Origin of the sequence: Acinetobacter sp. WCHAc010052, assembly GCF_002165295.2 — a bacterium.
In the GTDB taxonomy this organism is placed as follows: Bacteria; Pseudomonadota; Gammaproteobacteria; order Pseudomonadales; family Moraxellaceae; genus Acinetobacter; species Acinetobacter chinensis.
The window spans coordinates 1,625,749-1,639,445 of record NZ_CP032143.1; the positions used below are offsets into that span (position 1 = coordinate 1,625,749).

The 13,697-nt window shown below is 41.5% G+C and carries 14 protein-coding genes; 8 read left to right on the forward strand and 6 right to left on the reverse strand.

The features are described from left to right. Window positions 1-60: 60 nt before the first annotated feature. The gene (gene ilvA / locus CDG61_RS08025) at window positions 61-1,599 is read right to left on the reverse strand and encodes a threonine ammonia-lyase, biosynthetic (protein WP_087550162.1); all 1,539 of its coding nucleotides are present in this window, start codon (window positions 1,597-1,599) and stop codon (window positions 61-63) included. 115 nt (window positions 1,600-1,714) lie between these two features. Between ilvA and rpiA the strand changes: the two genes are divergently transcribed. From rpiA to CDG61_RS08060, 7 genes are all read left to right on the forward strand, one after another. Further along, the gene (rpiA, locus tag CDG61_RS08030; protein WP_087511681.1) at window positions 1,715-2,386 is read left to right on the forward strand and encodes a ribose-5-phosphate isomerase RpiA; all 672 of its coding nucleotides are present in this window, start codon (window positions 1,715-1,717) and stop codon (window positions 2,384-2,386) included. 169 nt (window positions 2,387-2,555) lie between these two features. Beyond that, window positions 2,556-3,230 carry a SprT family zinc-dependent metalloprotease gene (locus CDG61_RS08035; RefSeq protein WP_087550161.1) on the forward strand — a complete coding sequence of 225 codons (675 nt, stop codon included), beginning with the start codon at window positions 2,556-2,558 and terminating at the stop codon, window positions 3,228-3,230. A gap of 526 nt (window positions 3,231-3,756) precedes the next feature. Then, window positions 3,757-4,806 carry an N-acetyl-gamma-glutamyl-phosphate reductase gene (argC, locus tag CDG61_RS08040; protein ID WP_087550160.1) on the forward strand — a complete coding sequence of 350 codons (1,050 nt, stop codon included), beginning with the start codon at window positions 3,757-3,759 and terminating at the stop codon, window positions 4,804-4,806. 80 nt (window positions 4,807-4,886) lie between these two features. Next, window positions 4,887-5,636, forward strand: coding sequence for a DUF6776 family protein (locus CDG61_RS08045; RefSeq protein ID WP_087511732.1), 750 nt, complete (start codon window positions 4,887-4,889; stop codon window positions 5,634-5,636). Window positions 5,637-5,653: 17 nt separating this feature from the next. Further along, a complete protein-coding gene (gene clpS / locus CDG61_RS08050; RefSeq protein ID WP_087550159.1) occupies window positions 5,654-6,067 on the forward strand; it encodes an ATP-dependent Clp protease adapter ClpS in 414 nt (137 codons plus the stop codon). Window positions 6,068-6,076: 9 nt separating this feature from the next. Beyond that, on the forward strand, window positions 6,077-8,353 hold the full coding sequence (clpA, locus tag CDG61_RS08055) for an ATP-dependent Clp protease ATP-binding subunit ClpA (RefSeq protein ID WP_087511685.1): 2,277 nt from the start codon (window positions 6,077-6,079) through the stop codon (window positions 8,351-8,353). Window positions 8,354-8,440: 87 nt separating this feature from the next. After that, the gene (locus tag CDG61_RS08060; protein WP_087550158.1) at window positions 8,441-8,794 is read left to right on the forward strand and encodes a YnfA family protein; all 354 of its coding nucleotides are present in this window, start codon (window positions 8,441-8,443) and stop codon (window positions 8,792-8,794) included. 46 nt (window positions 8,795-8,840) lie between these two features. On the opposite strand, the gene CDG61_RS08065 is transcribed toward CDG61_RS08060, so the two are convergent. The 5 genes from CDG61_RS08065 to CDG61_RS08085 all read right to left on the reverse strand — a co-directional run bounded on the left by CDG61_RS08065 (window position 8,841) and on the right by CDG61_RS08085 (window position 12,558). Next, complete coding sequence (locus CDG61_RS08065; RefSeq protein ID WP_087550157.1) at window positions 8,841-9,314, reverse strand: hypothetical protein; 474 nt, start codon at window positions 9,312-9,314, stop codon at window positions 8,841-8,843. Window positions 9,315-9,360: 46 nt separating this feature from the next. Then, window positions 9,361-9,621, reverse strand: coding sequence for a hypothetical protein (locus CDG61_RS08070; RefSeq protein ID WP_087550156.1), 261 nt, complete (start codon window positions 9,619-9,621; stop codon window positions 9,361-9,363). Between the two features lie 331 nt (window positions 9,622-9,952). Beyond that, complete coding sequence (locus CDG61_RS08075) at window positions 9,953-10,477, reverse strand: hypothetical protein (protein WP_087550155.1); 525 nt, start codon at window positions 10,475-10,477, stop codon at window positions 9,953-9,955. Between the two features lie 392 nt (window positions 10,478-10,869). Beyond that, window positions 10,870-11,790 (reverse strand): ornithine carbamoyltransferase, encoded by a 921-nt coding sequence (gene argF, locus CDG61_RS08080; protein WP_087511688.1) that lies wholly within the window; start codon window positions 11,788-11,790, stop codon window positions 10,870-10,872. Window positions 11,791-11,910: 120 nt separating this feature from the next. After that, window positions 11,911-12,558 carry a TetR/AcrR family transcriptional regulator gene (locus CDG61_RS08085; protein WP_087550154.1) on the reverse strand — a complete coding sequence of 216 codons (648 nt, stop codon included), beginning with the start codon at window positions 12,556-12,558 and terminating at the stop codon, window positions 11,911-11,913. A gap of 252 nt (window positions 12,559-12,810) precedes the next feature. Between CDG61_RS08085 and prpB the strand changes: the two genes are divergently transcribed. Then, complete coding sequence (prpB, locus tag CDG61_RS08090; protein ID WP_087514408.1) at window positions 12,811-13,695, forward strand: methylisocitrate lyase; 885 nt, start codon at window positions 12,811-12,813, stop codon at window positions 13,693-13,695. Window positions 13,696-13,697 lie beyond the last annotated feature (2 nt).

A 13,697-nucleotide genomic window follows, 5' to 3' on the forward strand; every position in this document is an offset into this window, starting at 1 on the left:
GAAAATAAAAAGAGCAGCTGAATAATGAGCTGCTCTTTTTATTGGTGAATAATCAGCTGATTATTTTAAAAAACGCTGATAACCAAGGTTGTTGGTGATTTCAACATATGGATAAGTGATACTTTCCAGTGTTTCAACCAGACCATCTGGGTTCTGCTGAGCATCTTCTGCTTCCAAGCCCACCAGCACACGACCTTCCGCAGCACCGTGGTTACGGTAATGGAACAGGGTAATGTTGTGTGTTGGACCCAGACGTTCCAGGAATGTCAGTAATGCACCTGGACGTTCAGGGAATTCGACACGGAACAGGCGTTCATTTTCAAGGTCTGCATGACCACCCACCAGATAACGGATATGCAGTTTTGCAACTTCGTCATCAGACAGATCATCAACATCATAATGTGCTTTGAGAAGCTCATGAATATCATGGCGTTCTTTTTCACCGGCTTTTAAGCTGATACCAACAAAAACCTGAGCTGCTGAAGAACTGCTTGCACGGTAGTTAAATTCAGTGATATTGCGACCTTGCAGGGCACGGCAGAAGTTGAGGAATGAACCTTTTTCTTCAGGAATGGTCACTGCAAAAATCGCTTCTTTACGCTCACCGAGTTCAGTACGTTCTGCGATATAACGTAAACGGTCAAAGTTCATGTTTGCACCACAAACAATTGACACCATGTTTTTATTTTCTAAGCCGTGTTCTTCAACATATTTTTTAATACCTGCCAGAGCCATCGCACCCGATGGTTCAACGATGCTACGGCATTCATCATAGGTGTCTTTGATAGCAGCGCAGATTTCATCAGTATTGACCAGTACAACGTTACGTTCAACGATTGGTCCTGAATTGTCAGATTTTTGTAAGCGAATGACTTCAAATGGTTTTTCGCCGATTTGCGCAACAGCCGTACCATCGGCAAATAAACCTACAGATGGAAGAATTACACGTTCATTGGCTTCAAAAGCTGCTTTTAAACATGCTGATTCATCATATTCCACAGGAATGACTTTAACATGCGGTGCAACATCACCTAAGTAAGCTGCGACACCTGCGATTAAACCGCCACCACCGACAGCAACGAATACATAATCAACATCACGCCATTGACGTAAAATTTCATTGGCAATGGTACCTTGACCCGCCATCACCAGTTCATCATCATACGGTGGAATAAAGGTCATGCCTTCGTCAGCAGCACGTTGAATGGCGTATTTATTGGCTACATCAAAAGAGTCGCCGTGCAGTACAACTTCACCACCTAAGCGTTTTACTGCCTGAACTTTAATATCAGGTGTGGTCTTGGGCATCACAATAATGGCGCGAATACCTAACTTTTGACCGGATAATGCCACGCCCTGAGCATGGTTACCCGCAGAAGCAGTAATAACGCCACGTTCCAACTGAGATTTCGGTAATTGACTGATACGGTTGTATGCACCGCGCAGTTTGAAAGAAAAGACAGGTTGTAAGTCTTCGCGTTTGAAGCGAATATTGTTGTTTAGTTTTTCACTAATTCGTGGCGCTGCTTCGAGTGGGGTTTCGATCGCAACGTCATAGACCGTTGCCTGTAATATTTGTCGAACCAAACGAGACAGCATGTTAATTTTCCATCTAACAGTTTAAAATGAGCGTCCATTGTAACAAACCACTGTACCTTTGCGTTTTAAAATTATGCAAAATGTGCAGTAAATTGAATATTTATTGAGAGATGTCATGAGCCTTTATGCAACCCAGGATGAGAAAAAACAAGCAGCAGCCCAAGCTGCTTTAAAACACTTACCAAAAGGGGGCATTTTAGGAGTGGGTACAGGCAGTACTGTAAATTTCCTGATTGAGCTTTTACCTGAGTTACAGCTTGAAGCGGCTGTGGCAAGTTCTGAAGCGACTGCCCAACGTCTTAAAAAACTTGGCATTGAAGTGGTAGATATGAACCATGTTGGTGGTCTGGATGCCTATGTTGATGGCGCAGATGAAATTGACCGTCACATGCACATGATCAAAGGTGGCGGTGCTGCTTTGACCCGTGAAAAAATTGTGGCTTCGATTGCGAAAAAGTTTGTATGTATTGTAGATGACTCTAAGTGGGTAGAGCAGTTAGGTCATGATTTCCCGCTTCCTGTAGAAGTGATCCCAATGGCACGTTCTGCTGTGGCGCGTAAAATTGTAGCTTTAGGTGGCGATCCTGTTTATCGTGAAGGTGTCGTTACTGACAATGGTAATGTGATCCTGGATGTACATAACCTGAATATTTTAAATGCTTTAGAGTTGGAAAAAACCTTGAATGATATTCCGGGGGTAGTATGTAATGGTATTTTTGCCATTAATAAAGCTGATATTGCAGTTGTTGCGACAGATAACGGTATTGAAGAACGTACTGCGGTTTAGTTAGTTGTAAGTTCCCTCTCCTTTAAGGAGAGGGTTAGGGAGAGGTAATTTTTTAAAGCCCCTCATCCTAGCCTTCTCCCCAAGGGAGAAGGGACTCCCGATACTTTTTTGAATACTGATTTAAGTTCCATTTTCTGAGTTTTTATAAAAATTTCAATAAAAGCACAAAATGACCCCAAACCTCCCCGAAATTCAGATCACCCATCATGCACGAGCAACTCGATTACGCTTGCGTGTAGAACCTACTCAAATTAAATTAACTGTGCCAAAATTTTGCACCAAACGTCAGATTCAGGATTTTTTAAAACAGTCTGAACAATGGATGATTGAAACCTGGCAAAAACAGCAGGAACAAGCAGGGCAGCTTGATAAAGAACTGCCTTTGGCATTAAAGCTGTTTAATTCAGCACAGCCTTTACAGATTGTTTATCGGACTCAGAAAAACTCTTATGTACTGGATGAAAAGAATCATCAGCTTTTCATCAGCGACCGTGAACCGGCACGTTATTTAAAAGCATTTGTGATTGCTTATGCAAAATATCATTTACCTGTTTATTTACAGCAGGTGAGTTATCAGACCGGTTTAAGGTTTGCTGACTGTTCGGTTCGTCAGCCTAAAACACGATGGGGCAGTTGTACAGCTCGGCATGATATTATGCTGAACAGCGCTCTAGTGCTTTGTGATCAGGCTGTTGCACGCTATGTCTGTGTACATGAGCTGGCACATACACGTTATTTTGATCACAGTCCTGCATTCTGGTCAGAAGTTGAAAAGCATGATTCAGATTATAAAAATCATCGGAAAATTTTAAAAAGTGGTGTGATGCCGTGGTGGTGGCATTGATCTGATAAGGTGGAGTATGTTTTTCTCAGGAGTTTTTTCAGTGTAAAAACCGACTGTTTCTGATCAGGCAGAATACAATAAAAGCAAGGATCAAAAAGAGAAAATACTCGGCTGAGTATGCATCAGCAAGATATAGCCTGTAATGATAAATAATAAAAAGGATAATGATAGCAGCAATAACAGGAAGCATGAGGTGGATTTGATTTTTAATATATACTTATGATAATAAATAAATTTTAATCTGTTTGAAAGCCTTGTTTTTTGTGCTTTTTAACCATGAAATGAAATTTTATAGATCACAGAGTTTGGCGTGCGTGCCGGATGTTGTGAAAAATAGCCTAAGCAATTCCAGTCTTTAAATATGACCAGGTATCCTCATCATCTGAAGTGATAAAACTGAATATTGATTAAGTACAGACAAAACATAAATAAAAATTTAATCCCAGGTAAAACAGTTCAGAAAATCAGAACTTCCTGTCATACTATGGGGCTGAAAATGGATACTTAAATTATAGAGGTAAAGCACGTGATTTCAGTGGGTATTGTTGGTGGAACAGGGTATACAGGCGTTGAATTGCTACGTTTGTTGCTGCGTCATCCAGATGTACAGGTCAATGTACTGACATCACGTACCGAAAATGGACGCCGTGTGGATGATATGTTCCCAAGCCTGCGTGGACATACTGACCTTTGCTACTCAGATCTGAATATTGACGAACTGAAAAAGTGTGATGTTGTATTTTTTGCAACACCACATGGTGTTGCTATGAAGCATGCAGAAGAATTGCTTGCAGCAAATACCAAAGTGGTTGATCTTGCTGCTGACTTCCGTCTGCAGGATCTGGAACAGTTTGAAAAATGGTATGGCATGCAGCATGCCTGCCCGGATGTTTTAAAAGATGCGGTTTATGGTCTGTCCGAACTCAACCGCGAAAAAATTAAAAAAGCACAGGTGATTGGTAATCCTGGCTGTTATCCGACTACAGTTCAGCTTGGACTTGCGCCGCTGTTCAACCAGGCTGAAACACTGGTGAAACCTGAAAGTATTATTATTGATGCGAAGTCTGGGGTATCAGGTGCAGGACGTAAAGCCAGCCTGGGTATGATCTATTCTGAAAATGCGGATAATTTCAAGGCGTATGGCGTTGCAGGACATCGTCATCACCCTGAAATTGTAGAAGCGCTGGAAAATATTTCAGGTCAGAAAGGCGTATTTAATCATATTTTATTTGTGCCACATCTTGTTCCGATGATCCGTGGCATGCTCAGTACGATATATGTTGATCTGACCGATGCTGGTGATGCTGCCGATCTGCAAAACTTATATGAAAAGTTTTATGCAGATGAATTGTTTGTTGATGTAATGCCTGCCAACAGCTTACCTGAAACACGTTCAGTACGTGGTGCCAACCAGCTGCGCATCGCATTGTATAAACCTCAGCCGAAGAAACTGGTTGTACTTTCTGTTCAGGATAATCTGGTCAAAGGTGCGGCAGGACAGGCAGTGCAGAATATGAACCTGATGTTTGGCTTTGCAGAAGATGCAGGTCTTCAGGGCATTGGATTATTACCATAAAAAACGATTTTCAACTTCACACACATTTAGCTTTGGAGTTAAATGTGTGTCATTGACTTCAGCAATGATCAGAGATGACGATGCAAAATACAGACTCAAATATCACGTCACAACAGACTGAACATAAGAAACAGCCTTTTCTGAGTAAAAATACACCTTTAGCAATTGGTGCAGCCATTCTTGTGCTTGGCAGTGGTGTGCTTGGATATACGGTTGGACACCGTCAGGGGTTAACAGTCGTTGGTTTTGATGCAGATGCTGAGCAGCTGGTCGATGTGGTTCAGAAGCAGAAAGCAAGCCTGGAAGGTCTGAATAAAAGCCTGAATACGGCTGTACAGGAGCGTGATGTTGCTGTCAGTAATTCAAATGACCTGTATAAGGCTCTGAATCAGGCCCGTGAAGATAAAGCACAGAATGACAGTATGAGCTTAACTTATCGGGAAGTGCTGCGTCAGCGTGGTGGACTGAGTCTGACTGTTCAGAATCTAGGTGTGAAATCCCTGCCTGAAAATGCTTATGAATATCAGGTGGATCTGGTGCAGGTCAGTCCAGGCAAGCGCCGTGCTTCAGGCTCTGTTGAAATCCGCCTGATCCGTGGAACTGAGGTGCTGGTGGTACCACTGGAAGATAATCAGTTCAATTTTGAAGATTATGAGCGACTGACCGGTCGATGGACGATGCCGAAAGGTTTTGTCCCTCAGTTCATTGAAGTACGTCTCACAGGTGCAACACCTGTGATCAAACGCTTCAGCTGGGCCCGTGGCGCCGCAGTGGAAGCACCATCCGCATTTATTGCTGAGATACCTCAAGCAGAAGCAAATGCTCAATAAATACGAAACAGAAACTTATGAGAACACTTAGACGTCAAACCTGCCTGAACGAAGTAAAAAACGCCTTTCATCAGTCTGGCTATGTGGACTGGCATCTCAGTCCACGTATGAGTGACGTACCTCAGGATGAGGATCACGGGGAAATTGCAGTACAGACAGCTCCACCGGAACTGAAACGTCCACCGATGTACGCTGTTCTTTTAATGAACGATGATTACACGCCAATGGACTTTGTAATTGAAATTTTACAACAATACTTTGCAATGAATCTTGACCAGGCTACTCAAGTAATGCTAACAGTACATTATGAAGGAAAAGGTGTTGCAGGCGTATATCCAAGAGACATCGCGGAAACGAAAGCGAACCAGGTCAATAATTACGCTCGATCACAAGGTCATCCATTACTTTGTCAGATTGAGCCAAAAAATTAAGGGGGTTGCATGCTCAGTCGTCAATTGGAAGTATCATTACGTTTGGCTGTCAGCATGGCTCGTCAGAAGAGACATGAGTTTCTAACGGTTGAACATTTATTACTGGCATTACTGGATAATGATTCTGCGGTCAATGCACTGAAAGCATGCGGAGCAGACATTATTGTGCTTCGCAAAGAGCTGGAAGAATACGTAGAACAACACACACCTAAACTTGGTGAAAACAGCGAACAAAACCCACATCCTACAGAAAGTTTTGATCGGATCCTGCAAAGAGCAATTTTCCATGTGCAATCCAGTGGTGGTGATCGCATGGTTGAAGGTGCAGACATTCTGGTTGCCATGTATTCGGAGCGGGATTCATTTGCGGTTTATCTGCTCAAACGTCATCAGATTAACCGTTTGACGCTGACTCAGTATCTGTCACACGGAACACGCAAGGAAGAAGTGCAGGCTGAAGAAGAAGTTGAAGAACTGGACGGAGAGTCTGCATCGTCAGCGAGCGCAGGTCCTCTGGAGCTTTATACAACAAATCTGAATACCGAAGCCCAGAAAGGTAAAGCTGATCCACTGATTGGTCGTGAGAAAGAGATTGAACGTGCCGCGCAGATTTTATGCCGTCGCCGTAAAAACAATCCATTGCTGGTCGGTGATCCTGGTGTGGGTAAAACCTCCATTGCGGAAGGTCTGGCATGGTTAATCGTAAACGGTAAAGCGCCAAAACCGCTGTTGAACGCAGAAGTCTACAGCCTGGATATTGGTGCGCTGGTCGCAGGTACCAAATACCGCGGTGATTTTGAAAAACGCCTGAAACAGTTGCTGAATGCATTGAAAAAGAAACCGGAAGCTATTCTTTTTATTGATGAAATTCATATGATTATTGGTGCTGGTTCAAGTATGGGCAGCACTATGGATGCTTCCAACTTAATCAAACCTGCTCTGGCAAACGGAACACTGCGCTGTATTGGTTCAACCACTTTCCAGGAATACCGTCAGGTATTTGAAAAGGATCATGCACTTTCACGCCGTTTCCAGAAAATTGATGTCAATGAGCCTTCACTTTCCGAATCCATTGATATTCTGCGTGGTCTGAAATCACGTTTTGAAGAGTTTCATCATGTGAAATATGATGATAAAGCTTTGGTTTCAGCTGTAGAACTGTCAGCAAAATTTATTAATGACCGTTTTCTGCCTGATAAGGCGATTGACGTCATTGATGAAGCTGGCGCACAGCGTCGTCTCAAGGCAGAACAGGACGATACACTGATTACGGTTGAAAATATTGAAGATATCGTTTCAAAAATTGCCCGTATTCCGCCAAAAACTGTTTCTAAAGATGATAAAACAGTCCTTGAGCATCTTGAGCGTGATCTGAAACGTGTGGTGTTTGGACAGGATGAAGCGATTGAAGCGCTCTCATCGGCTATTAAGCTGTCACGTGCAGGACTGAAATCTCCAGACAAGCCTGTCGGAAGTTTTGTATTCGCCGGTCCTACAGGGGTTGGTAAAACAGAAGTGACCAAGCAGCTTGCAAAACTGATGGGTGTTGAGCTCGTACGTTTTGATATGTCTGAGTACATGGAGCGTCATGCTGTTTCGCGGTTGATTGGTGCACCTCCAGGTTATGTTGGTTTTGATCAGGGTGGTTTACTGACTGATGCAATCCATAAAAACCCACATTGTGTGTTGCTGCTGGATGAAATTGAAAAAGCGCATCCAGATGTTTTCAATCTGCTTCTGCAGATCATGGATCATGGTTCGCTGACCGACAACAATGGGCGTAAGTCAGATTTCCGTAATGTGGTGATTGTACTGACCACCAATATTGGTGCAGAAAGTATTTCACGAGTCAGCATTGGCTTTATGGAACAGGACAACAGTCTGGACAATCAGGATGCAATGAAAAAAGCATTTTCTCCTGAATTCCGTAACCGCCTGGATGGGGTGATTCAGTTCAAGGCATTGCCAGTGACGATCATTGAAAATGTCGTGGATAAATTCCTGACCGAGCTTCAGGCGCAGCTGGATGAGAAACGGGTTATTCTGGAGGTGGATCAGGATGCACGTGAATGGATGGCTGAAAATGGTTATGACCGCCTGATGGGTGCCCGGCCAATGCAACGATTGATTCAGGAGCATCTGAAAAAGCCACTGGCAGAGATGATTCTGTTTGGTGAGCTGGCAGAACATGGTGGAAATGTTGCTGTTTCTGTGAAGAAAGAAGATGGCAGGGCTGTTGGTCTTAAGCTTGAAGTGTTTGAAGATGAGACAGCTGAACCTGCTTAACTGGTCATAAACTTAAGATAGAGACCCGTGTACATCACGGGTTTTTATTTATGAAGAACTTTAATACTGGTGATCCCTGGAATTTGAATGGACATTGATTTAACAAAGGTTTTGAGTACTTTTGCATTATTTGTGGTGACAGCTGTTGCGGAAATACTGGGCTGTTATTTTCCTTATCTGATTTTAAATCAGGGCAAAAGTCACTGGTTCTGGTTACCTACAGTTATTGCACTTGGCGTATTTGTCTGGCTGTTGACTTTGCATCCGGCAGCATCTGGGCGGATTTATGCAGCCTATGGTGGTATCTATATTTTTACCGCATTGATATGGCTGAGATTTGTCGATCAGGTTGAGTTAAGCCGATGGGATATTATGGGAGGCATGGTGGTACTGACCGGGGCTGCAATTATTATTTTACAGCCCAATGGGTTGATCAGGTAAAGTCCTTTATTTGTTGAAAATAGTACCTGATACCTGCCTGACACAGTTATTTGAACTGACATTCAGTATTTTTAAGTTTACTGATGTAAGTCTGCTTGTCTGAAGTCAGTGTCAGTTGAACATAGTAGGGATTTCGTTTTTGAAACTCATGCTCAAAAAACTGATTGCAGTTTTGCAGCATATTCTGATGTATCAGCTTTTTCACTTCTTTTTGACCGATATCTGCCGCAAACTGAGTAAAGTCGGATGATGTAATCAGACCTGTAAAATCAGTATGGTCTGCAAACACACGCATATCTTCAATAATAGTGTTTTGATCAATCTGATAAGGCATTGTTCGGGAATCTTCATCACTGATGACATCCAGTATTTCATTCAGTGCATCTGCATTTTTTATGACATGCTTTGAGTCAGTAATCTGTTTCTGGATCAGATAATGATCCAGTTCTGTAGGTACGGCAGCTGTATATGCAGAAATGCAAAGAGTAATCAGCCCCAGTAATGTTTTTTGTAAATGCATGATAAATCACTTATTAAAATTATGGATTAATTATACGCAAATTCAGTCAGATGTGTTGTGTTTTCCAGCGATAGAATGTATCTAAATCCAGTTCAATTTTTGCTTTTTCGGAACTGTAAGTCTGATCTTCTTCAACAATCAGATACGTGCCTGAACCATTGTTGATTGCAAGATAAGCTGCATGAGCAGCCACATCAACATGGATTGAGCCTTCTGATGCTTTATTGCAGCCTGTGGCAGGACCATAGAGTTTACCGTAGCGAAGAATTACATGGTTCAGCTGGCTTTGGTGAATTCTGGATTCCATATCTGAGATATTCAAAGCATTATATTTAATAATTTCATTGTCTGAACTGATGGCTAATGGGCTATCTTCATTTATTTTTGATGCTGATGGTTCATGAGCAAAGGCAATACTTTGGGCAATAAATTTTTGACATGAAATACTTTGTGCAGCTCCAATTAAATGAGCAGTACCTGTTTCACGAATTTTTGCATTACGCTTACATGTGATGAGTAATAAGATAAACCATAAAGAATGTTGATATAATTGTGGGTTATTTTAGGATTTGTTAGGATGTTACGGGATAGATTTTGAAATGCTTTTGCGTATGTTGTAATGAGCTCAGGCTAAAATATCATTCGATTTTAATATCTTTTAGCTTAAAAGGATCAATAGTAAATTCATTTTCATCTAAGTATTTACTATGAGAATGTGTGCCTGTAATTATAATGCTCTTATCTGCTTTTGCAGATAAAATTATACTGCCATTATTGCATGCATTTCTTGTTGAAAACCTTTTTGCGACAGCTAGGTCTGAAGTCCAACATAAGCCTATTTTGTTTTGTTTAAATCTTTCAATATTTTCCCCTCTATAAAGAGTTACTTCTTTTCCTTCATATGGAGGGAGTACTTCCCAAAGCATGTCTACAAGTTTTCTGTCATCATTAATTTGGCTACGTATGAATTCGCCACGTTCAATCCAAAAAAGATGAAATTCTTCTTTAAATCCATTTGTAATTACTTCATCAAACTTATAATTATCTAAAAAAAATTCCCAATAGTTATTCTCATGAATAAATTTTATGAATTCGTATTCAGCAGATTGCTGATTATTAAAAGCTAATTGATCCAGTAAATCATCAAAAGAAAGTAAACTCATTAGAGAAGCTCCTTAAAAAATAACTTTAAAGTATTGAAATAAATTATATTTTACATTAGAAAGCAGCTTTCTATTTTATTAAGTATCTTATCAGGGAATATTGCGGCGTTTAAGCATTATGATCGTACACACACGTTCTTCTATGCTGATTCAGTCTTATTGGCAGCTTACAGATTATGAAGTGAACTTCGGAATGGAGCGAGTGGTACCGTATACCTGATAATTGTGTTGTTTCAGTATTAAACAGAGTTTAAAACCAATTGCGCCTGTAGCACCCGCGACGAAAATGATGGGGCTGGTGTGACTGGATTTATTATTATCGTGTTTATTCAAAATATTGCCTGCACAGATCTTAATTTATAAAAAATATAATCTGTACAGGCAAATTGCAATTAATCTTTTTTCAGATTTTCATTGATCAGAAATTCAACCAGTGCTTTCTGTGCGTGTAAGCGGTTTTCTGCTTCATCCCAGACAACAGCATTTTTGTGATCGAGCAGGTTTTCAGAAATTTCCTCACCACGGTGTGCAGGCAAGCAGTGCATGAACAGACAGTCAGGATGAGCAAGATCCATCAGTTTTTCATTGACCTGATAGTCGGCAAATGCTTTTTCACGGATTTTCTGTTCTTCTTCCTGTCCCATGCTTGCCCAGACGTCAGTGACAATCAGGTCAGCATTGACTGCAGCATCTTCGGCAGAGTCCACCAGTTCAACACAGTGAGCAAATTCAGAGAGAAACTCAGGTTTTGGCTCATAGCCTTTAGGTGATGCGATTTTCAGGGTAAAGCCCCACATATGTGCTGCTTCAACATATGAATTACACATATTGTTGCCGTCACCAATCCATGCAACTGTTTTACCTTCAATTGAACCACGGTGTTCAATGAATGTCTGCATATCTGCAAGCAGCTGGCATGGATGATGGTCATCTGTCAGTGCATTGATAACAGGAACTTTTGAGTAGGAAGCAAAACGTTCAACAATGTCATGACCAAAGGTACGGATCATGACGATATCCAGCATGCTTGAAATCACACGTGCTGAGTCTTCAATCGGTTCACCGCGACCCAGCTGGGTATCACGTGAAGAAAGGAAAATAGCACTGCCACCAAACTGGCTCATGCCTGCTTCAAACGATACTCGCGTGCGGGTGCTCGATTTTTCAAAAATCATACCCATCACTTTACCAACAAATGGCTGAAACACTTCATTGTTATGCTGTTTGCGCTTGAGTTCGATTGCGCGTTGCAGAATCTGGTTCAGTTCCAGGGTTGATAAATCGCGTAAAGTAAGGAAGTGACGTAGAGCCATGGTTACTCCACAATAATTGCTGAATCAGAAAAGAACAACAATTAGTTGTTGGTTGGTTAATGGAAAAAAAGGAATCGGTAAATATACTATATGAACAGAAAAATGCAAAAAAAATTAGACCTATTGATGACCATCGAGGAATCTGTCCACGCAGTAATGGATATAGTTGATGGTTTCCTGTTCATCTTCATCAACTTTCATATTCATCAGAATACGCCATTCCAGCTCACGGATAATACCAAAATAAAACTGAGCCGAAAAATCAGGTCGAGGACAGTTAATGAGACCTGCTTCATGTGCCTGAGTCAGCGCATTGGAAATTGAACACTGGATATGCTTGGGCCCCTGTTCAATAATATAGTCTGCAAGTACTGAGTTTCGCTGTGCCTGTTCCAGAATCAGACGAAGAAATGCTGCATTTTGAGGTAATACAATATGTCTTTGAAAGTTAATCAGTGTCTGAATCAGGTACTGTCGTAAATCATCCAGTTCGCAGTTGAACGGTCGGCAGATGTCGGTAAAGAACTGTTCACGTCTGTAATCGCAGATCGCAGTAAATAAGCCTTCTTTATTGCCAAAAAACTTGTAGATGGATGCTTTTGATCCACCTGCATGATTGACAATATCATCAAGTGATACAGCGTCATAACCACGCTCCAGAAACAGTTCGTTGGCGCTGAGCAAAAGAGCAAGGCAACGTTCATGACCGCGCCGGGTCTGCGGCTGATCACGAGTGGTGTTAATGGTTTCTGGTTGAGTTGTAGACATATTCAATAGGACTTTACGGATAGAAGCTGAATGAAAACAATTGCAATTATAGCAAATGTATGTACACATTTCCTGAAATTAAAGCAATCTGAATCATTTACTCACAAATATGAAACTCCGAAATAACAATATATATTTGTTGAATATTTGACTAAAGTTTTAGAGTATAGATTCTAAAAAGTCATAGCTCGATAAAATTTTATGGATATACTCAAGCCTCAATAAATTGAAGTGATAACTGTGGAAGGGAATATGACAGAACAATCGTCTGCAGGTTTGCGATTCAGACAAGCGCTGGAAGTGGAAAAACCATTACAAATTATTGGCACGGTCAATGCTTATGCAGCAATGATGGCGAAGCAGGTAGGTTACAAAGCTATTTATGTTTCAGGTGCCGGGGTCGCAAACTATTCTTATGGTCTACCTGATTTAGGGATGACCAGTCTTGACAACGTACTGGAAGATGTCCGTCGTATTACAGAACGTGTAGATACACCATTACTTGTAGACATAGACACAGGCTGGGGTGGTGCATTCAATATTGCACGTACTGTGAAGCAAATGATTGCTGCCGGTGCTGCTGCTGTGCATATCGAAGATCAGGTGGCACAGAAACGTTGTGGTCACCGTCCAAATAAAGAGATCGTTTCCCAGCAGGAAATGGTTGATCGTATTAAAGCTGCGGTAGATGCAAAAACTGACTCCAACTTTGTGGTGATGGCGCGTACAGATGCACTGCAGAAAGAAGGTTTACAGGCTGTAATTGACCGTGCATGTGCATGTGTGGAAGCGGGTGCAGATGCAATCTTTGCTGAAGCGATGACTGATATCACGATGTATAAAACAGTCTGCGATGCAGTGGGTGTGCCGGTACTGGCGAACATTACTGAGTTTGGTGATACACCTTATTACACTACTCAGGAACTGGGCGAACAGGGCATTTCAATGGTGCTTTATCCATTGTCTGCAACACGTGCAATGCAGAAAGCTGCACTTGAAGTATTCCGTTCAATCCGTGAAAACGGTACGCAGGTCAATGTGCTGGATATTATGCAGCAGCGTAAAGAACTTTACGAATTCCTCGATTATCATACTTTTGAAAATACATTAGACAAACTGTTCACAGAAGGAAAATAAAA